Raw genomic sequence first — 22,230 nt, forward strand, 5'->3', positions numbered from 1 at the left:
AAATAACAATTGAAGCGAAGGGCATGCTTCATTTGTTATTTGTTCCAATGCCTTTCAGAGCAAAACGGGTCGCTTTCGCATTTCTAACTGGCTCTCTTATTCCAAGTGTATTATAATTGGAAGGGGAAAATTCTGTCTTTTTTAATGTATAAGGGGGAGAAAAGGGATGCAACAAGTGGAACAGAAAGTTAGTCAATTACAGGAAAGTATTTATGAATTAATTGTTGAAACGTCTACGAATTTACCAAAGGATGTACGTAAGGCGGTTAAGCAGGCAAAATTAAATGAAACGGCTGGTACTCGTAGTGCGATGGCACTTGAAACAATTACAAATAATATAACGATGGCTGAAACAGATGTTTCACCAATTTGTCAGGATACTGGTATGCCAACATTTAAAGTTAAGACTCCTGTTGGTGTAAATCAGCTTGAAATTAAAGATGCAATTCATCATGCAATTGTACGAGCAACAAAAGACGGTAAGCTTCGTTCTAATTCTGTTGACTCGCTTTTTGGAAAGAATAGTGGAAACAATTTAGGCCCAGGTACTCCTGTTATTAAATTTGAACAACATGAAAATGATTATATCGACATTCGTTTAATCTTAAAAGGTGGCGGATGTGAAAATAAAAATATTCAATACAGCTTACCTTGTGAATTAGAAGGTCTTGGAAAAGCTGGTCGTGATTTAGACGGTATTCGTAAATGCATTTTACACAGTGTATACCAAGCACAAGGTCAAGGATGTAGCGCAGGATTTATTGGTGTTGGAATCGGTGGAGATCGTACAAGTGGTTATGAATTAGCAAAAGATCAATTATTCCGTTTAGTAGATGATGTAAACCCAATTGAAGAGCTTCGTCTAATGGAAGATTATATTATGGAAAATGCTAACAAACTTGGCGTAGGTACGATGGGATTCGGTGGAGAAACAACTCTACTTGGCTGTAAAATTGGTGTGATGAACCGCCTACCAGCAAGTTTCTTTGTATCAGTAGCTTATAACTGTTGGGCATATCGTCGTTTAGGTATGAAATTAAATGCAGCAACTGGTGAAATTACTAGTTGGTTATATAAAGACGGTGAAGATATTTCCTTTACAAAAGATGCTGGGCAAGAAACAACTGAAAAAACTCGTGAAGTAAAATTAGTTGCTCCAATTACTGAAGAGCAAATCCGTGAGCTTCGTGTAGGGGATGTTGTATCAATTAGCGGCATGATGTACACAGGTCGTGATGCAATTCATCACCATCTATCAAGTCATGATGATGCACCTGTAGACTTAAATGGTCAAGTTATCTATCATTGTGGACCGGTTGTAGTAAAAGATAAAGACGGTAAATATGAAATTAAAGCTGCTGGACCAACGACAAGTATTCGTGAGGAGCCTTACCAAGGTGATATCATGAAAAAATTTGGTATTCGTGCAGTAATCGGTAAAGGTGGAATGGGTGCAAAAACCCTGAAAGCATTAGAAGAACATGGTGGAGTGTACTTAAACGCAATTGGTGGAGCGGCACAATACTACGCGCGTTGTATTAAAGAAGTAAAAGGTGTAGATTTCTTAGACTTTGGTATTCCAGAAGCAATGTGGCATCTACAAGTAGAAGACTTTAAAGCAGTTGTTACAATGGATTCTCATGGAAATAGCTTACACAGAGAAGTTGACCAAGATTCATTACAAAAACTTGCAACAATGGCTGAACGAGTATTCTAAGACCGAAGTAAATCGAGTAGGATAAAATAAACGAAAAACTGAACTCATTAGGGTTCAGTTTTTTCTTTGTAAGTGAGTAGAAATCAACTAATCTTTCCTACCTAAGTTTCTCGTATTTTTTAGATAAGGTAGCAAATACTAAACAAAAAATGGGAAAGGTAGTTGATTGTAATAGATGAAATGTAGTTTAAAATTGCTTTTATTTATTGCTGCCTTGTTATTTAGTTCTCCATTGTCTGCTTTTGCATACAGTAATGCACCGCAAAATTGGGGAATTGTACGTGCCAAAAATGAAGTACCTCCTGATGCGGGAACTTTCTTTAATCAAATGCTCGCAAAAAATGGTGGGATTTATTTAGGAGATACGAGAAAAAAAGATATCTATTTAACTTTTGATAATGGATATGAGAATGGTTTTACGCCAAAATTTTTGGACGTGCTGAAAAAACATCATGTTCCTGCAACTTTTTTTATTACTGGACATTACATAAGAGCAAACCCTGAATTAGTAAGAAGAATGGTAGCGGAAGGGCATATTGTGGGGAATCACTCTTGGAGCCATCCAGATATGACTACTATTAGTGATTCGAAAATTGAGGAAGAATTAGAAAAAGTAAAAATGGCATACGAAGAATTAACTGGTCGAAGTGATATGAGGTATTTCAGGCCTGCAAGGGGAGTGTTCAGTGAAAGAACGCTTGCACTTGTTCACAAGCTAGGATATGAAAATGTTTTTTGGTCTCTAGCGTATGTTGACTGGAAAATTGATCAACAAAGAGGATGGAATTATGCTTATGATAATGTTATGAAATTAATTCATCCAGGATCAATCATCTTAATGCATACTGTTTCAAGGGATAATGCAGAAGCAATTGATGCCGTTATCACTCAGCTTCATAAAAGAGGGTATACCTTTAAAAGTTTAGATGATTTAATGCTTGAGAAAAGCGGGTTTAATCCGTATTTTTATATGCAAAAATAAAAAAAGGCTATTTCTTTAGGAAGGTGATTACACTCCCTAAAAGAAATAGTCTTTTCCTTTTGTTGTATCAGTTTATAGATTAACGATTTTTAATGGCTTCGTAATTTAATTTTGCATGTTGTTTTGGCGTTCTGATTACATAAGGATTATCTTTAGTATTTGACATAAATTCTTCGTCTTTGTTTACAAATTTTTGAATTCCTTTTAAAACTTGTTCTTCCTCTGTAACAACTTCACCAAATAGTAAGTCTTGTGTAATTGGCCCTTGATTATAGTGCTCATAATAGAAACGGTCGTAATCAAATTGGTAGAAGATTACTGGCTTTTCCATATAAGAAAAATCAAATGAAACTGTTGAATAATCCGTAATTAATAAATCTGAACGCTTTAATAATGACTGAACTGTTTCTTCCCCTTGACGAACAATCTTAATGCGAGGGTGGAAATCTGGAACTTCCTTCATATATCTTTGCGTCTCATAATGTGGATAGAACAACATTGTTAAATCATTTTCTTCTAACATGTGATGTAAATGTGGATTGCTCAGTAAAGACATGTAACGATTAAAATAGTCAGAACTCATCAATAGCGGAGTACTTTTATTCCAATTACGCCATGTCGGCATCAACAGAATGGTTTTTCCATTTCCAACGTCTTCTAACTGATCCCATCTTGCTAAACCAGTAATAGCAACCTCATTTTCATCATATCCAAACTCTGACACAATATGATCTTTCTCAAATTGTGAAGATACGATAAATAACGAATAATCCATTCTGTTTTTATTTAAGACATGGTTTACTCGACTAACTCCGATTACGCCATGTTGGAGGAAAATCTTTTGATTTTGTTGCCATTCTGGATGACATTTTAATACTTGAATGTATTCATTTGTATACATATTTGCACGTTCAGAATATGCGTTGATCGATTTGTCACATGTTAAAAGGTAAAGTGTATGACGTATACTACCATATTGAATGGCATTGCCTAAATCTTTAATTCGCTCATAATCTTTTGCGTTCTTATCGATTAAGTAGTAACAATTTTCCACAAGATTATTTTCACGAATGTATTTAAACAAATGATATGAATTATCTTGGGCTGTATCTTTTCGCTCTCCAATAAACCAAATATGCTTTTTACGTAAACGCGCTTGTGTTAGACGATACAAGTAAAAAATAAGAAATGCTTTCCATTCTCTTTTTAGAACAAGTAATCCAACTTCAAACATAAAATCTCGGGAAATTCTTTGGATGTTTGTCTGTAACTTTCCAAAAAGGCCAGCTTTTTTAATACGAATGTGCAAATTTTTCTTTGGAAAATATGGAACTATACTATGCGTACGTGTTGTAGATGGTTTCGTACTTGCTTTTGTTGAAAAATAAAAAATGTGAAGAGGTTTCTTTAGAACAACATCGCCCAATTGTACAACCAACAATACTTCATAGTCTCCATCAGGTAATATTTCTGATAGAGATAATGTTGTTGTTTTAAAGCCACTATGATCATAATCGACACTATTTTTTGAAAGCACGTAGGAAATATCAGATCGCACTAATGTTTCTAAAGGAGCCTTAATCACTTGTCCATTTGATTTATTTACAAAATGTAGCTCTTTGATTGAGCCAGTATTATTTAACTCTTCAATAAATGCATATCCACCTATTTGAAGCTTATCACCACGCAATGAAAGAATTTCCACTTTTTGATTAAGTTTAAATTCTGTAATTTGGACACATTTTTTATATTGTGGATAGTATTTTGCGAAATAGTTATAGTATTGATTATCCATTTTGAATGCAGTTTTGTTTAACTTTTTGTCGCGTAAAAGCTCAAAATAGGTTTGCATTTCAGTAAGTTGATTGTTTTTAAAAATGTGATATAAAATACCAGGCTCCATTTTTAATGCTGTTAATATGTCTTTTGTATAGACGCTTTCGACATACTCGTGACCTACTTCTAGAAATGATGCGATATCATAATCTGGAAGATGAGCAGCTTTTTTAAGAATAGACGCAACTAAGAACTCCCACTGTCTATTTTCGATCGGCTCAATTTTATTTAAAATCTCTTTTTCCTTGTAAAAACTAACTAATTCTTTTTGTGTTTCTAGTAAATCGCGAAAGAATCGGATACTACTACTTTGAATTAAGCTATCACCATTTGAAAGAACACGATAATTTAATACTGTTCTCTTATTAACAACTGTTTTATTTGAACAGATGAGTGCCTGTTGTGTGAACAACAAGTCCTCGCCAACACGTAATTCTTCATTAAATTGGATGTTATTATTAGTTAACATGCTTCTATTAAAGAGTTTGTTACTAGCTGAAGGACTAAAATTTAATTCAGGATTCTTCAGAATGTGTCTTACTTTCGGAAGCCCCTTCTTAAATAGTCTTTTCATGTAGGGTAATTTCCACTTTTTAGTTTCATTAAAACATTGGATATCTCCAACAAAAGTATCTGCCTGAGCTTTTTTCGCTTCACGATACATGAATTCATATGTGGTCGGATCAACTGTATCATCTCCATCAAGGAAAGCGACGTATTCACCTGTGGCATGACGTAAACCAGTATTTCGTGCAGCACTTGGTCCGCTATTTTCTTGTTCGATATAGATTAGTTGAGGGGATTTTTGAGTATACTCTTTTATAACTTCTTTACTATTATCAGTTGAACCATCATTTACAATGATTATTTCAATGTCATTTAATGACTGATTTAAAACGCTATCTAGTGTTTCGTGTAGTATATCTTCTTTGTTATAAACGATGACAACTACACTTACTTTCATACTTTTCATTGCAAAAATACTCCTCTGCAGTTTATCTCTTAAGCCTTCAAATAGTTTATCATAAGTTGAAATAAATTTGGCTGTTTTTAAGTAGATAGGATGTCTTCTTAGAATGGGAATGAAAAGTTAAATAAAGAGAGGTTCTCTATTAATTTGCTACATTTTCTCGATTATCCTCATTATGCTATAATATCACTCAGAGTATTCAGGGAGAGGAAGCGGGGATATGTGGAAAGTGGAAGTAAAGCTTGCATCGCCATATAAATGGAATGAAGTCATAAAGAGACTTGTTGATGAGCCAACCTTTTCGGTGTATTTAGAAGAGGAAATGATCAGTATCCCTTTACGAATCGATGGAGAAAAAGCGGTTGTAAAAGTAAAGCAATTAAATGAAGAACCTTGTTTATTTGAAATTACTTCATCTCATTTAAATAAAGAAACGATTTTAAAGAAGGTATCACATATTTTGCAATTAGATACATCATTTGAAAAAGTCAATCAATCACTTCAAGAAACTACGGTTGCACCTTTGCTAACATTATTTCAACATACACCTTTAACCGTTTCGAATGATCCATTTGCAACGTTGATTTCCTGTATTATTCACCAACAAATTCAGCGCTCATTTGCGATTCAGATTACAAAACGATTTATTCAAACATATGGTGAACAGGTTGAAAATGAATGGTTTTTTCCTACACCTGAAACAGTTGCCTCTCTAACTGTAGATGAATTACGAACGTTACAATTAAGTTTTCGAAAAGCTGAATATATGATTGGGATTGCCAAAGCATGGTGTGATGGTACGCTAAACCATCAAAACTATCAAACTTTGCCTACTAATGAGATTTTAAAAGAATTGATCGCATTAAAAGGTGTTGGCCCGTGGACAGTGGAAAACTTTCTATTGTTTGGTTTAGGTCATAAAGATGTGTTTCCAGTAGGAGATGTAGGTATCCAAATCGCTTTACAAAAATTATTAAAATTAGAAGAAAAACCATCTAAAGATATACTGGAGCAGGTAAAAGAACAAGTGTCACCGTTCGGAAGCTATGCGGCATTATATCTTTGGAAAAGCATAGAATAATGGAGCTGTATATATGAATAAACAAGATACAAATAGTTTAGAAGTTGGACAATCAATTCCTTTAACGATTAAACGAATTGGGATTAATGGTGAAGGAGTAGGATACTTTAAACGCCAAGTTGTTTTTGTTCCTGGGGCTCTTCCTGGTGAAGAGGTTGTTGCAGAAGTAACAAACATACGAAATGGATTTGCTGAGGGGAAAATTCAGCGTATTCGTAAAACTGCACCTGAACGAGTGGAATCACCTTGCTCAGTCTATGAACAATGTGGTGGATGTACATTATTACATGCCTCTTATGAAGGGCAGCTTGCATATAAAAAAGATATCGTCATCCAAGCGATGGAAAGACATGCAAGAGAGTTGCTAGAATCAACGCCAATCAAAGACACACTTGGCATGAAAGAGCCATGGAATTATCGAAACAAAAGTCAGCTACAAGCAGGACTACAAAAAAACAAAATTATTGCCGGCCTTTATGGTCAAAAATCTCATAATATTGTTGATATCGGCCACTGTCCAATTCAACATCAAGATTTAAATAAAGTGACTGGGAAAGTTAAAAAAATCCTTACACGTTTAAATATACCTGTTTACAATGATCGAAAAGGTTCTGGAATCATTCGTACAATTGTAACAAGAGTTGGTGTCCAAACAGGACAAATTCAATTAGTGTTAATCACAGGTAAAAAGGACTTCCCACAAAAAGATCAATTAGTAACTGAAATCCAAAGAAGAATTCCAGAAGTAACAAGTCTAGTGCTCAATGTGAACGGACAAAATACATCAACAATCTTTGGTAAAGAAACGGTATTTTTAGCAGGAGAAGAAGTGATCCAAGAAAACTTAGGTGATCTATCATTCGAGTTATCTGCAAGAGCATTCTTCCAATTAAATCCGATTCAAACTGTTACTTTATATGATGAAGTAAAAAAAGCAGCAGCACTAACAGGAACTGAAAATGTTGTCGATGCATACTGCGGTGTTGGTACAATAGGATTGTGGCTTGCAAAAGATGCAAAAGAAGTACGTGGTATGGAAATCATCGAAGAAGCTGTTGAAGACGCAAAACAAAATGCCCTACAAAACGGCTACACAAACGCATACTACGAAGCAGGAAAAGCAGAACAAGTTTTACCAAAATGGCTAAAACAAGGCTGGAAACCAGATGTTATCGTAACGGATCCACCTCGTACAGGTTGTGATCAACAGTTTATTGATACTGTTCTTCAAGTCAAACCTCAAAAAGTAGTTTATGTATCTTGTAATCCTTCTACTTTGGCTAGGGATTTGAAGACATTAAGTAAAGCTTATAAGATTGAGTATATTCAGCCTGTGGATATGTTTCCGCATACTGCGCATGTTGAGTGCTGTGCGTTGCTAATATTACGTTAAATTAAAGCAGATGGAACAGAGAATCTATAAAAGATTCTAGCTGAACCATCTGCTTTAATTTCAATCCTTTCAATTATTCGATGTAATAATTCAGGTGTTAAAGTATCAATCTTAGTAAATTAAGAAAGAATTTTTTGAAGAGTGCGGATTTGTTCACGTTTATTTGAATCAAATAAATTCTCTTCCTGCAACTTTCGCTTATCGAATTGCTGTATTTTCAGGCGGAATATTAAATGTAAAGGAAGTAACTGGCATCGAATGAACACGTTTGTCATTTATTTTCCATACAGTTAATATTGGTTTAACTGTATATGTTCCTGCAGGTACTCTCTTGCCATCATTCGTTTTGTAATTCCACGTACTTTTCCATTGAATTTGTTCCCCGCCGTTTAACGACTTATGTTGAATCACCTGTAAAAAAAATCTCCCTTTACTAAAATGATACACCGGTTCTCCTTGTGCATTATACACGGTATAATCATAAGCCTGGCTTGTTGGAAACTCTATAAGAATTGGCTGATCACTATTATTTTTAAACGTAAAAATAAATGTGGCTTGTTCCACATCTGCGATGACCTCTCCAACCCATATCCAATCTGTCATGCCTCTAACCTCCTTAGCTAAGATTAATCGATTCCCGCAAACAAAAATCATCCAAAAACAAAATTCTCAAAGGTGATACTCTTTCTTAATGTATAGAAGTATCCCTTTAATATTGCTTATTACTTTATAAAAAACAACAATCTGTCTAGTTAAAAGATAAAAATAACCTATCAATTAATTTGATCTATTCCTTCTATTCCTCCTAAGAAACACCAATATATCAATATTTTTTATTATTACTTGTATAATAAAAGTGCCAGGCAAAATACCTGACACTTTTTCATAACTATTTCTTACTTGGTTTGCAATTTACATATAGCTTTCCTACTGCCGTGGAACTTAATGAATTTCCATACATATCTTCTACTTTTACCACTATTTGTGCACCGTCTAATGTAAGCTTCTTAGTTGCTGTCCAGTAGCCCTCATAGTGTCCAGTGCCATTTCCCTTTGCATCCTTTACTTCTGACATAACTACGTCAAAGGTGCTTAAACTTGTTGTTGGCACAGATACTGCACTTGTTATGCCATTAATCGGAGCGTTAATTGTAAATACTGCCTTTTTTAATCCAGGCTCACTGTCGAACTCAACCTTTAATGTTTGATCTGACTTTATTATTACATCACTCGATGGCATTAAATTTTTAATTTCACGTATTGAGTATTTTACATTAACTGTTATGCTCTTAGCAGTTAAATTGCCAGCTTTGTCTCTAGCAACAACATTTATTACATTTTGCCCTTCCTTGGACATAAGCTTTACTGTCCAATTCCCATTTAAATCTATGTCAGCCTTTGTTCCATTAACATCAACATTATCTAAATAATTATCTTTAGCTGTTCCCGTTACAGTTATAACCTGATCATTTTTATTTGCGTTATTTTGTGGGCTTGTAATTTCTAAAACTGGTGCTGTCTTGTCTACTATAACCTTTACTTCACTCGAATAAGGAGTAGATCCGATATCTGTAATAGTTTTCGCCTTCAGAATATTAATTCCCTCTTGAAGTACAGCATCAATTGAGAAGCTTCCATCATCATTTGTCTTTCCAGTTGCTATATCTTTATCACCGCTAAATATATGAACGTCCATTCCTGGAGCTGCCATACCTTTTATTGTTACGTTTTCACTATTAGAATATGGAATGTTTACTGGTGAGGTTATAACTGGAGCCAGTGCTCCAAGCCTAACTGTTGCCCTAATCATCATGTTTCCATACTCTTTACCCGCTAAAGTGAATTGGCCATTTATAAACTGCCATGATCTTCCTGCTGCAATTGAATTTTTATCCAATTGAATTGCTGGGCTTATAGGAGCATACTGATCCTGTATTAAAACCATATAAAAATCACCTGTTACAACTATTTGCTGCGCGGATAAATCAACGACTGTCCATTTCCCTTTCTCATTAGAGGCAGTTGCTTTAAACGGCCCTGCTATCATTTTTCCAGGGGAGCCATCCTTTCCACTTGCATCATAAACTGCCGCCTTAAATGTTTTTCCAAATGTTGTATCAAGATTAAATAATCCAGAGGTTACTATTCCTGTAGTCTGTCCCGCCGGAAGTGACATTCTTACTGCATAGCCACCTCCTGGTTCCCATTGAGCCACTGAATATTCTGGTGTTCCATCATCATAACCTATCTCTGCTGTAAAATTTATAAATGGTTTTTGCTGAATATCATGTGTAACATTTTGATTACCCGTGATATCTACAGTAAAGCTCTCATCAAAATAGTTATCTGCTGTAACCTTTACTGTATATTTACCTTCATATGCATTTATTGAGTAATTACCCTCTGCATCAGTTGTAACTGGTGCTACTGCTGCGTCCTCAATTAAGTAGATTTTAGCGTTTGTCACAGGTTTTCCTGTTTGGGCATTAGTGATTTTTCCTGTCAATGTTCCCTTAGGTATTGGAACCATTGTAAAGTTTTGATTTTCAAGAACTTGGTTAGCTGCTACTTGAACCGTTTTATCCTGTGGATAGAATCCATATTGTTCAGCTCTTAATGTATAATTTCCTGCTGCAACCTTAAAACTATATGAGCCGTCTTGAGGATTTGTATTTGTTGAACGACCATTTTCAACAATAGATACTGTTGCTGATAATGGAATTGTTGCTATATTTGCATTAGGATTTATTATTTGTTGTTTTGGGCTGTTGCTTACAGGTAGATCTGTTAAGCTAATATGTTCTTTAGGGCCATTATTGCTTAAAACTGATGTATTACCTATTGCTGCAGATTTATCTGTTAATTTAAAATCATCTATAAACCATCCCTGATGATTGTTGGAGTTATTAGAATAAAATAGAAATGCGATATTTATTTTCTGTCCCGCATATTCGCTTAAATCTATTTCTTCATCTGAATATCCACCTGTCTTAGTGCCTGTATATTCTGCTACTTTATAAAAATCAGTGCCGTCAGTTGAAACCAAAACTTTTCCCTTGCCAATATTTTCTGCTATATCATACCAATTTTTAAACTGTAAATAAGCAGGTCCTTGCGGCAGGACAATAGTAGGCGATACCAATCCCATTATTTGATTTTCTGAATACGTTCCTTCAAGATTAGTAGCTAAAACCTTTTCTCCCGAGGCTGCTTTCATAGGTCCTGTCGTTGGTTTTCCCCACTGCCAATCAGAGGTCCCGAGGATTTGCCAACCTGTTATCTCTGTTTCAAAATCATTAGAGTATCCTATTGTAAGTGCATCTTTAACAATTATTGTATAAACATCACTTATAACCTCATTTTTTCCATAGTCAACTATTCTCCATCTGTAAGTTATATTTTTTCCAGATACTACTTTATCAGCTGGAATTACAGCTTCATAGCTTCCTGACTTGTAGTCCCCACTCTTCCTTTCAGTTGGAACTGTTGTCCAATCATCTGTTGGATTATTTTTATATTGAAGCTCAACTGAATCAACGCTTATATTATCTTGTACATCTATTTTTAATTTTTGATCCAATCCTGCGAATGTATCTGTAATAGGTATATGGTTAAATGTTGGTGGAACTGTATCCTGGGCATCTTGTGATACTTGGCCTTTAATATCAGAAAGTCCTTGCATAACTGATGTTACAGCCTTAAATGCATTTATAACACCATATCCATATCCGTTGTTAGGGGTTTGAGGATATTGAGAGTCAGTACAAGGAGTTGCTGTTTGCTCTATTATTTTTTCCATATCATCAACTTTTAAAGATGAATTGGCCTGTAGAAGTAATGCTACAAGTCCTGATACTTGTGGAGCTGCCATCGAAGTTCCATTCCATCCACCCTGATAATCACTTCCTGGAACTGAGGATCTTATATTAACTCCAGGTGCTGAAACTTCTGGCTTAAGTATTCCACCATATGCTGATGGCCCCCTTAATGAGAAATAGGCTAACTTGTTGTTTATGTCAGTTGCTCCTACTGTAAAGGATTCTGGATAGTTTCCTGGATTTGCAACTGATCCTGGCCCACCAGGATTGTAAGGGGTTGTATTTCCTGCTGAAAATACTGGGACTATATTTGCTGCTCTCCAGTTTGTTACAATAGTTCTATACCAGTCATTTACTTCAGGACCGCCTCCCCATGAGTTATTAATAACATTAGGAGCCAATTCTGGATGTGGTACTCCATTTTTATCCTTTGGAGCAAGCATCCATTCACCAGCTGCTATTAAATCAGCATCTGTTCCGCCATCTTTTGTAAATGCCTTAGCAGCTATCCACTTTGCTCCTGGCGCAACACCTATCTTATTTGTTCCATTTGGTTCTGAGCCAACCATAGTACCCGTTGTATGGGTTCCATGACCAAGATCATCGTAAGGTGCTGAACCATGAGTCGCGGTTGCATCAAACCAATTGCATTCATTATTTGGATTATTCGGATTATTTGGGTCATATCCTCTATATTTTGTCTTTAATGCAGGGTGATCCCACTGAACTCCTGTATCTAAGCTGCCAACAACTATTCCTGTACCATCTATTCCCAAACTCCAAACGTCAGGCGCCCCAATTTGTTTAAGACTCCATTCTACATTATCAGTCGCTGGAACAGTAGATTCAGTAGTTTTTTCAGGCTCAATTAATTTTGTAACTTCATTAGGTTTTATACTTTCAACCTCAGGCATAGCTGCTATGTTTCTCATAACTTCCTCTGTTGCTGTAACTGCCATACCATTTACTACGTAAAATGATTTAATATCCTTTACATTTCCGTTATTTTTTTCTTTTTCTAAATACTTCTTCAAATTACTCTGTGATGAATCTGCTTTAATTCTTAATTCAGAAACGATTGATGAACGAGCAATTAACTCTTTTTTTACATTTGATACTTGCTTATACTTAGCCTTAGCTTCATTAGCAACCTTTACTGTATCTACCTGATCCTTTAATTTAACAAGAAAGGTAGTTTGAGAGTTGTTGACAAATTCTTTTTCAAGTTCTGGACTTATTTTATTCTCTATTACATCTTTAGATTCTGGGTTATTGCTATTCGTAATATTTTCACTTGCATAAGCCTTACCATAATTTCCAGCTGGTGCAATAAATGAGCTTATGGTAAGTAAGGAAGCTGCTGAAAATGCAAGCAATTTTTTGGTGATTTTCATCATGTTTATTCCTCCATATTTAGATTGAATTTACCTAACTAATCCTTTTCGCTCCTTTCACTTAACTGCTTGAACCCATTAACTTATAAAATAGGTTTTGCGATGAGTCATACAACATTAACTGCATGTCCAAATGTTAAGAAATATCTTGAAGTAGGATTCATAGTTGAATAGGGTAAATTAAGAGATTGCTAACAAGATGAAAGGGCCACCTCCTAAACCAATTACCGATTCTGAATCAGAGTTATGCAGTTTCTAGCTGTATTTGAAATGAATAGGTAACATTGAAGTTTAAAAGAATTATATATTTGTAAGACTAGGTTGACAAATGGGGTTTTGTAAGGGAGGTACGACCTATTTTTTTTATAATTTTAATAATTTTGAATATTTAGACATAAAAAATTTATATTAATCGTACGATTAATATAGATTTTGACATGGGGTTATAAGTCAATATATAGACTTGGGGTTATAAGTCGATATGTTGACAATTAAGGTATTGTGTGATAAAGGGTATAAGAAGTGTAAATACGGAGCATTGGAAAGTATAAAAAAGGAGAGAGGATGCTTTTTTCTGCGTGAAAAACATATTTTCCTCATAAACGAATGTATAGGTGTTGTTACCACATATTTTTAAATCTCCCAGTGCCGTTTCATGAAGAGAACGCTTCAGCTTTTCTTTAGGCTTTTTTTGCATTGATAGTTGTTTTTGACTATAAAGTTTGTCCGTCGATTTCAGCTACAGGCACTTACTTTCACTGGGGAGGGATAGAGTTCCTCGGTGCTACCGTCTGTGGGGTAAAATGATTCCTCACGTGAATCATTTTACCTAGGTTTCCCATTTCCCTCTATTTCCCGAAGGAGTAAAGTGCCCTCCGCTACAATCAACTCTCATGATTAAAGCTACAAACTTTTCGAAAACAGCCTTTCTTTATAATGTACGTAGTAACACGACTTCCTTAAAGGTATTAGTTAAAAAATCAAGCAAATTTATCGTTTTTGCGGTATTTTTCCACGAGATACGCTGCATATTGATTTGCTTCTTCGACATTGCCTTTTTCCATGTGAAAGTCGAACAGCTTTATCGAATAATGTTCAAATAAGCGAATATGTGCCATTTTCTGATAATAAGGAAATGCTTCTTTTTCAAGGTAATGGTAGTAAAGCTCTTTTTCGTTTTGAAGATTATATTTATGTAAATAGAAGAAATGTATATAGATTGGCTCGGTTATTTCTTCAGAAAGAGCAATACCCTTTTCAACCAATTGGAGCAATTCTTCGGTTGATTTCAATCCTTGTCTCGTTAATGCATTTATATAGCCTTCCAAAGAGGCTATATGAAGGGCTGTATGAGGGTCTTTTATGTCCATAGATTGTTTATAGTATTCACAAGCTATATCATAATTTCCTTGGCGAACTTTCTGGTATGCGAGATTGTGGGTTAGCATTGCTCTTTGATGGTCTAATCCAATGTTTTCGGTCATCTCGATTAATCTTTGATATTCCGTATCTTTTGGATCGTAAAACTCATCCCTCTCTACTTGGACCAGCATAAGCATTTCTGCTTCAATCATTCGCGTAAGACTGCGCACTTCTGTGAAAAAGCGCAGGGACTTTTCGGCAAAATAATAAGCCAATACTCGTGAATTCAGAGAATGATAGGCAAAAGCCAAATGATAATAGTACTCTTGGTTGTTGTAATAGGTTAGATCGATTCCTTGAAAATGTGAAATTGCCTTATAAAATTCCTTATTCATTAATCTATTAATCCCTTTAATGTGAAGAAGCATGTTGTTTTCATATGGTGAAAGATCAGACCATTTTTCCATTTCATCGATTAGAGATTTAGCTTGGTGATCCAGCCCTATTAATAAATAATATCTCGTAAGTACGAGAGTATAGGAACGATAAATAACTGGCATTTGTAGAAGAGCAATAGCCTCTAATTGTTTCTTAATTCTCTTAGCCTTTGTTTTCATTTTAAAAATGATCGATTCATGCCATTCCTTTAAAAGGGAATCTAGGCCAAGGTAAGTTTTAATTTCTGTTTCCATATCAATGCAAAGGCGTCTTGACAACAAATTTATCGTTTCTTTAGAAACTTCTGTTAATCCTCGTTCAATTTTGCTAATATGTGTACTCGAACAGATGCCAATTCCTAAATCCTTCTGCATCATGCTCTGACGTTCACGATAGAATTTGATTATTTGTCCCTCTAGCATGGTGATCACCTCACTTTATCCCACCAATATGAAATTTTTGGTTCTTATTTTACTAAAGAGAACCCCACTCGAAATAATACAATTGAGTCTCTATGATTAATTTTAATAAAAAAATGTAATTTTTCAAATGTTTAAAAAATTTATAGCGAAATTAGGTTGAAAGTCCTGTGTGAAACCCAATTGCTAGCGTACTCTTTTTACCATAGGGAGTACGATATTAATTACACCCTTAGGCCACGTTTTTCTTATGGAAAACAAGAAACTTTGGATTCCTGTATTTCTTGGAATAGGCTTATTTTTATTGAATGCCATTAATCTATGTCAATGGTATTATAAGTTAACTCGATCGAGTGGTTTGAGTTGGTATAATAGAAGAGCAATTAATATAGAAAAAATCTATACTATCTGCTTTTTTGTTTATAAAATATCAATCAGGACCGATTTTCGTAAAAATTCACAAATTATAAATGTCAAATGTACTTGTGGTTGATAATAAGTTATTAAGCATGATATAAGTGTAAAAGAAGTCGGACATTTGGCTTTATATTTTTTGACCGAAAGTTTGAAGTTGTATCCATAATGAGAGGATTTGAGTTTGAAATGATAGATAATTTTTGGCGTGATTTACCACGACCATTTTTTGTACTTGCTCCAATGGAAGATGTGACGGATGTTGTTTTTCGTCATGTAGTAAGTAAAGCAGGTAGACCGGATGTATTCTTTACAGAGTTTACAAACTCGGATAGCTATTGTCATCCAGAGGGTATGAAAAGTGTACGTGGCCGTTTGATTTTTACAGAAGATGAACAGCCAATGGTGGCACATATTTGGGGGGATAATCCCGAATATTTCCGTCAAATGAGTATTGGGATGGCAGAGCTAGGATTTAAAGGCATCGATATTAATATGGGCTGCCCTGTACCGAATGTGGCATCGAGAGGAAAAGGTAGTGGCCTTATTCTGCGTCCAGACGTTGCGGCAGAACTTATTCAAGCAGCGAAAGCGGGCGGACTGCCTGTCAGTGTGAAAACACGACTTGGCTTTAAGGATGTAAATGAGTGGGAGGAGTGGCTAACGCATATTTTAAAACAGGATATTGCGAACCTTTCTATTCATTTACGTACAAGAGAGGAAATGAGCCAAGTAGATGCTCATTGGGAGCTAATTCCGGAAATAAAAAAATTACGTGACCGTATCGCACCAAATACGCTACTAACAATCAATGGAGACATTCCTGACCGTCAAACTGGGCTGCATCTTGCTGAACAATATGGTATTGATGGCGTTATGATCGGGCGAGGTATTTTTAAAAATCCTTTTGCTTTTGAAAAAGAGCCAAAAGAGCATAGCAGTAAAGAATACCTTGATCTTTTAAGAATGCAGCTTGATCTTCAAGATCAATATGCGGAAGTACTGCCACGTTCAATCACAGGGCTTCATCGATTTTTCAAAATTTATGTCAAAGGATTCCCTGGAGCTGCTGAATTAAGAAATCAATTGATGAACACTAAATCAACAGATGAAGTGCGTGCATTGCTTGATAACTTTGAAAAAGAATGTTGATGGGACGGGGAAAGAGATAGGATGTAACTCTCAAAAACTTAGAGAAATTAGCGGGGTTACAAACTGATAATGAGAAGTAAATTCCCATTTTTCATTTACAACAATTTTTAAGACAAAACTATTTAATATAGCAGGGGTTAATTGCTCTAATACTTGATATTTTTCAAATAATTTATGAGTCTTATCAATCATATTAATATGATTGTCAATATCTAATCTTTTTTGAAGTTCTGCTTGTTGATGAAGTAGAGCTTCAATTTTTTTATTTTCTTCACCGACAATGTAGTCGTATTCGACTTTGGCAATGGAATAATGATATTATAAATTTTTTTAATTTTAATTTATCATTTAAAAAGATATGGAAATTAGTAAAAGGATTTTCAAAAAAAATAAACTCCTTATTGAGGAGTTTATTTAAGAAATCTGAAAAAATAGAAAATTTATGTTATATTAGCCTTTTATCGTTAGATCCGAGAGAATAATTTAAGTTATAAAATCTATAGTTCGAAAGTCAATTCTGGAATGTATTCTTTTCAGACTTGACTAAAAAACAAATCTACAAATTTTCCTCTACTTTGGCTGCTTGTAAAGATACGACTCTCTTGGTCCATTTGAATCGCACTAAATAGTAAATGTAACATCCGACTACAAACGTGGTTGCCCAGTAGAATGAAGTTCTTTGAGCTGGATCTAATACAAGTGATAAAATAATCCCTACGCACATAATGAACGAAGCGACTGGAACAAATGGGAACCATTTTACACGAAATGGCAAATCCTCTAATTTTCCACCATTTTTAATGAATGTACGCCTGAAGTTTATGTGTGAAAGTGCAATGACTGCCCATGCAATAGTTGTTCCAATTCCGGATATTGCTAACAAAACAACGAACAGGCTATTTGCTGCTATAACGCTTGTCAAAAGGGATAATAGTGCAAACGCCAAGCTAACTAAAAGAGCGTTCATTGGTATTTGTCGCTTATTTAATTTACCGAACATTTTTGGAACTTGACCACTTTCGCTCATTGCGAAAAACATGCGTGAACATAGATATAATCCTGAATTTCCAACTGATAAAACAGCTGTTAAAATGACAAAGTTCATGATATCTGCTGCATAGGGAATTCCCACTTTATCAAACATCATTACAAATGGGCTTTCCACAAGTCCTGCTTTTCTCCACGGAACCATTGCACTTACAATTACGATGCTTGTAACATAAAATAGAAGGACTCGGAAAATAATATTTTTCGTCGCTTTAGGAATATCACGTTCCGGATTTTCTGATTCACCAGCAGTAATTCCCAATAATTCAGTTCCTTGGAATCCATAAAGTACTGATATCATGGTAATTAATATTGGAGTGAAGCCTTTTGGAAAAAATCCTCCGTTATTATATAGGTTTGAGAAGAAAGGGGCTGCTTGACCGCCTTTTAGTGGGATTATACCCAAAACTGCACATCCACCTATAATAATAAATAAAATGATCGCAACAATTTTAATACCTGCAAAATAATATTCTGTTTCAGCAAAACCTTTTGTAGTAAACGCATTTAATCCAAACAGTAAAATGATGAAAAATAAGCACCAGATCCAAGTAGGTGTATGAGGAAACCATCGTTTCATCAACAGACCAGCCGCTGTAAATTCAAGGCCGACTGTGGTTGCCCAACTCATCCAGTAAGCAATTCCAACCATGAAACCTGTTGAAGGACCAATATATTTCGTCGCATAGGCTTGAAACGAACCTGTTACCGGCATAGCAACCGCAAGCTCCCCGAGGCAAAGCATCACCAAATATGTCATTACCCCGCCAATCAGATAGGCAACAATCGCTCCACCGGCTCCTGCACTATTAATTGTTAATCCTGCACCTAAAAACAATCCTGTTCCAATTACGCCACCCATCGAAATCATCGATAGATGGCGTGTTTTTAATACTCGCTTTAACTGGTGCTTTTCCATTTACTTCACCTCAACTGTTAATGGAATATAGGCTTGCGCACTTTCAAGCGCATGTTGTACTAACAAATGAAAATGATGAACACAATTTTCCGTTAAAGAAAAACGTCCTTGTGTATAGCCTTTTGATTGGAGCCCTTGTTGAACGTTCTCGCAAATTACAAAATCCTCTTCACGAACTTGATCTAAAAATGCATAGAATTTTTTTTGTGCTTCTAGGTCGTTCAAGTCTAAAAAGTAAGTTGTATAAATCAATTTTGTCGTTTCGTGATCGATTGGAATCGACTGATTAACTGAAACATTAGGAAGTCCAGGATTTACACTAATCCACATATTTGGATAGATGAAATAATATTTTGCACTTTGCCCTAGTTTGTCTGGTTCACTTGTGCCCGATCGCAATGGTACACCTTGATATGAGTAATTATCAAATGTAGTAATTTCATAATTATCCATATCCAGCGTGTTCACAAATCCTTTATGGATAGTTGGACAGTGATCACATTCCAAATAATTATCCACGGTTACCTTCCAATTGCATTTCACAATGTCTTCCTGCACCCTTGCAATCTTTAATTCCTCTAGGGGATAATCTTTGAAACCATCGAATAGATTTCCAAACACTTCAGACATAGAGGAAGCGTTTTCATCTAAATTGATAAAAATAAAACTTGCTACAATTTCAAGTTTCGGTTGTTTTAAACAAAAATCTCCCACATTATACTCGAGCCCTTTCATATTTGGAGCTCGATGTAATTGACCATCCAAAGAAAACGTCCAAGCATGATACGGACATTGAAGCATTTTCTTATTTCCGCATTCCCTTTCTTCAAGTTTAGCTGCACGATGAGTACAAACGTTATAAAATGCTCGAATAACTCCGTCTATTCCTTTAGAAATTAGGATCGAATGTCCAGCAATATCTTTCGTAAAAAAGTCACCATTATTTTTAACCTGACTTACATGCCCAGCAAATAGCCATGTTTTTTCAAAGATTTTCTCCTGTTCAACATTCAATGCTTCTTTTGTAGTGTATAGACGAGATGGTAGGGTGTGCGATTTGCTTAACTCTGGATGAACTTTATGTTCCATATTTCATGACCTCACTTTTTATAAGATTAAAGTTAAATGATCCTAATTTTGAATTGAAATAACATACTAGTTTAGGAGTACAAAATAATTCACTATGTAATATTAATCCCTCCTCAATGAGACAATAAGTTCGATTAATTTTGAATGATAAGGAATTTCTTTAAATTATGATATCACGGTATACAAAAATAGTATACAATTAATTTTGTAATTTTCTGATAAAAATAAACTAATTAATTTTCGAATAAATTTACTTGAATTTAGCAATCTATTTCTAAGGTTGATAGTACAATGTTGAAAAGTTGAAAAAACACCATTTCTTCTAGTTGGTTGGAAATTAAAGGGAAAAATAATATAATGATAGGAAATGATGATTTAATATTCCTATCCGTCAGGTGGTTATAATATGAATGAGCAAAGTATTCAAAAAGTAAATATGGAGGAACTGGTTTATTCAAAACTTAAACTCTCAATTTATAACCGATTCATCCGTCCCGGAAGCCAACTCGTGGAAGCTGCAATTGCAAGTAAGCTAAATGTTAGCCGGACACCTGTAAGAGCGGCAATAAAAAAATTAGAGCATGAAGGATATGTGCAAGTCATCCCAAATAGAGGAGCTTTTGTCATTAAACCCACTGCAGAAGAGATGAAGGATGCATATTCAGTCAGGTTATTACTAGAAAAGCAATCTGCTGGATTAGCAGCAGAGAGGATAAGTAAAGAAGACATTGAAAGGCTTTACAAATTAATAGATGAAGAGAAACGGACATTTGATCACCTAGATACGGATAATTATTATAAAATGAATGATTCATTCCACTTCATTATTGCTGAAGCTTCGCAAAATAAACTATTGCTTGAATATGTTAAAGACATAGTAAGTAGAACAACGATTTACGTGGTATTATTCGACCCTCTGGACAAATTGAAAAAAAACCCTTCCATTGATGAACACATTGCTATAGTACGAGCCCTTGAATCAAGAAATAAACTAGAAGCGGAAAAAGCTATGGAAAAGCATTTAACAAGCGTGATTGCTGGATTGAAATTGGAAGATAGTGAGTTAAACGAGGATATTCTTTTTCTATAATAGGGTAATTGGTTTAAGGATGTTAAAATCATAAAAAATAGATGGTTCCTTTTGAGCATTCCTTAAATGATATAAAATTTTACCTGAAGAAGAGACAATAGTGCATTTTTCGATGAAATCACCCAGCTGGCTACAGCACTTCTTCACGCTTGTTCCATACTCAATGGACTGAACCAATTACTTACGAATTGCTAGAGAAGATCATTGAATTTAATATCAAGGATAAAGCTGAGAATTCGAATGTAAGGCAGCAATAGCACAGTATCGAAGGAGGAAGATATGGAAGTTTTTGCAAAATATTTGGCAGGTATCGATAACCCAGACCACCGCGACCGAACAGAGGAAATTTTGACGTGGGTTGCTAATAAATTCCCAAAATTGGAACCACAAATCAAGTGGAATACGCCAATGTTTACAGATCACGGCACATTTATCATCGGCTTTTCCACAGCGAAGCATCATTTGAGCATTTCACCCGAAGAAATAGGCATTGCGCACTTTGCCGATGGCATTGCACAAGCTGGCTACAGCGCTACTAAAGGCTTGTTTCGAATTCCGTGGAATGAGCCGGTAAATTACGAATTGCTTGAGAAAATGATTGAATTTAATATGCAGGATAAAGCAGAATATACGAATTTTTGGCGGAAATAATATTCATCACGCCTTATCAAAAAAAGCATGACACGAAAAAATGTCATGCTTTTTTGTAACTTAATTATTTCAATAATTTATTCCTCAGTTACTTCCTCGAAAACTTTACCTGCAATCATCATAGCTTGGCATGCTTTCGGAAAACCTACATAACCTGAACAATGAATAATAATTTCTTTAATTTCATCTTTAGTAAGTCCGACATTTAATGCAGCTCTTATGTGAAATTCAAGTTGTTCAAATGCTCCTTGCGTGATGAGTGAGGTTAAAGTAACTATTACTCTTTTAGTATTCGATAATCCTTCCCTTGAATAGAGATCACCATAACCAAAAGAAATAATCATTTCCCAAAAGTCAGGTGAAATAGTTTTCATTTGTTCTATGTTTTCAAGCGCTTCATTAGAAACCATTTTCTTGATTGTTGAAATACCTAAATCATATCTATTATTATTTTCCAT

General features: G+C 35.0%; 16 protein-coding genes. 7 read left to right on the top strand and 9 right to left on the bottom strand.

Features of this window, described 5'->3' with window-relative positions; genetic code table 11:
* Window positions 1-166: 166 nt before the first annotated feature.
* Both J5Y03_RS12985 and pdaA read left to right on the top strand, forming a co-directional pair.
* The gene (locus J5Y03_RS12985) at window positions 167-1,717 is read left to right on the top strand and encodes a fumarate hydratase (protein WP_209406339.1); all 1,551 of its coding nucleotides are present in this window, start codon (window positions 167-169) and stop codon (window positions 1,715-1,717) included.
* Window positions 1,718-1,892: 175 nt separating this feature from the next.
* Window positions 1,893-2,699: a delta-lactam-biosynthetic de-N-acetylase gene (gene pdaA, locus J5Y03_RS12990; protein ID WP_209406342.1), complete on the top strand. Its 807-nt coding sequence runs from the start codon at window positions 1,893-1,895 to the stop codon at window positions 2,697-2,699.
* A 79-nt stretch (window positions 2,700-2,778) separates the two neighbouring features.
* Here pdaA and J5Y03_RS12995 read toward each other — a convergent pair whose 3' ends face one another.
* The gene (locus J5Y03_RS12995; RefSeq protein WP_209406344.1) at window positions 2,779-5,508 is read right to left on the bottom strand and encodes a bifunctional glycosyltransferase/CDP-glycerol:glycerophosphate glycerophosphotransferase; all 2,730 of its coding nucleotides are present in this window, start codon (window positions 5,506-5,508) and stop codon (window positions 2,779-2,781) included.
* 226 nt (window positions 5,509-5,734) lie between these two features.
* On the opposite strand from J5Y03_RS12995, the gene J5Y03_RS13000 reads away from it, so the two are divergent.
* The gene (locus J5Y03_RS13000; protein WP_209406346.1) at window positions 5,735-6,586 is read left to right on the top strand and encodes a DNA-3-methyladenine glycosylase family protein; all 852 of its coding nucleotides are present in this window, start codon (window positions 5,735-5,737) and stop codon (window positions 6,584-6,586) included.
* Between the two features lie 13 nt (window positions 6,587-6,599).
* Window positions 6,600-7,979, top strand: coding sequence for a 23S rRNA (uracil(1939)-C(5))-methyltransferase RlmD (rlmD, locus tag J5Y03_RS13005; RefSeq protein WP_209406348.1), 1,380 nt, complete (start codon window positions 6,600-6,602; stop codon window positions 7,977-7,979).
* Here the strand turns inward: rlmD and J5Y03_RS20200 are convergent.
* From J5Y03_RS20200 to J5Y03_RS13020, 4 genes are all read right to left on the bottom strand, one after another.
* On the bottom strand, window positions 7,976-8,089 hold the full coding sequence (locus tag J5Y03_RS20200) for a hypothetical protein (protein WP_407648433.1): 114 nt from the start codon (window positions 8,087-8,089) through the stop codon (window positions 7,976-7,978). The genes rlmD and J5Y03_RS20200 overlap by 4 nt on opposite strands.
* 88 nt (window positions 8,090-8,177) lie before the next feature.
* Window positions 8,178-8,582, bottom strand: coding sequence for a BsuPI-related putative proteinase inhibitor (locus J5Y03_RS13010; protein WP_209406351.1), 405 nt, complete (start codon window positions 8,580-8,582; stop codon window positions 8,178-8,180).
* A gap of 286 nt (window positions 8,583-8,868) precedes the next feature.
* Window positions 8,869-13,194 (bottom strand): S8 family peptidase, encoded by a 4,326-nt coding sequence (locus J5Y03_RS13015; protein WP_209406353.1) that lies wholly within the window; start codon window positions 13,192-13,194, stop codon window positions 8,869-8,871.
* 977 nt (window positions 13,195-14,171) lie between these two features.
* Window positions 14,172-15,413, bottom strand: coding sequence for a helix-turn-helix domain-containing protein (locus tag J5Y03_RS13020; protein WP_209406355.1), 1,242 nt, complete (start codon window positions 15,411-15,413; stop codon window positions 14,172-14,174).
* Between the two features lie 579 nt (window positions 15,414-15,992).
* On the opposite strand from J5Y03_RS13020, the gene J5Y03_RS13025 reads away from it, so the two are divergent.
* Window positions 15,993-16,976 carry a tRNA dihydrouridine synthase gene (locus tag J5Y03_RS13025; protein ID WP_280850193.1) on the top strand — a complete coding sequence of 328 codons (984 nt, stop codon included), beginning with the start codon at window positions 15,993-15,995 and terminating at the stop codon, window positions 16,974-16,976.
* Between the two features lie 30 nt (window positions 16,977-17,006).
* Here J5Y03_RS13025 and J5Y03_RS20205 read toward each other — a convergent pair whose 3' ends face one another.
* The 3 genes from J5Y03_RS20205 to J5Y03_RS13040 all read right to left on the bottom strand — a co-directional run bounded on the left by J5Y03_RS20205 (window position 17,007) and on the right by J5Y03_RS13040 (window position 20,031).
* Window positions 17,007-17,168 carry a DUF4368 domain-containing protein gene (locus J5Y03_RS20205; RefSeq protein WP_209406359.1) on the bottom strand — a complete coding sequence of 54 codons (162 nt, stop codon included), beginning with the start codon at window positions 17,166-17,168 and terminating at the stop codon, window positions 17,007-17,009.
* A gap of 364 nt (window positions 17,169-17,532) precedes the next feature.
* Window positions 17,533-18,942, bottom strand: coding sequence for an amino acid permease (locus tag J5Y03_RS13035; protein ID WP_209406361.1), 1,410 nt, complete (start codon window positions 18,940-18,942; stop codon window positions 17,533-17,535).
* A complete protein-coding gene (locus J5Y03_RS13040) occupies window positions 18,943-20,031 on the bottom strand; it encodes an aromatic ring-hydroxylating oxygenase subunit alpha (RefSeq protein ID WP_209406363.1) in 1,089 nt (362 codons plus the stop codon). It abuts the gene before it with no gap.
* 406 nt (window positions 20,032-20,437) lie between these two features.
* On the opposite strand from J5Y03_RS13040, the gene J5Y03_RS13045 reads away from it, so the two are divergent.
* A complete protein-coding gene (locus tag J5Y03_RS13045) occupies window positions 20,438-21,121 on the top strand; it encodes a GntR family transcriptional regulator (protein WP_209406365.1) in 684 nt (227 codons plus the stop codon).
* A 279-nt stretch (window positions 21,122-21,400) separates the two neighbouring features.
* A complete protein-coding gene (locus J5Y03_RS13050; protein WP_209406368.1) occupies window positions 21,401-21,772 on the top strand; it encodes an iron chaperone in 372 nt (123 codons plus the stop codon).
* A gap of 77 nt (window positions 21,773-21,849) precedes the next feature.
* Here J5Y03_RS13050 and J5Y03_RS13055 read toward each other — a convergent pair whose 3' ends face one another.
* On the bottom strand, window positions 21,850-22,230 hold the full coding sequence (locus J5Y03_RS13055; protein WP_209406370.1) for a carboxymuconolactone decarboxylase family protein: 381 nt from the start codon (window positions 22,228-22,230) through the stop codon (window positions 21,850-21,852).

Origin of the sequence: Gottfriedia endophytica (genome assembly GCF_017814275.1) — a bacterium.
In the GTDB taxonomy this organism is placed as follows: Bacteria; Bacillota; Bacilli; order Bacillales; family Bacillaceae_G; genus Gottfriedia; species Gottfriedia endophytica.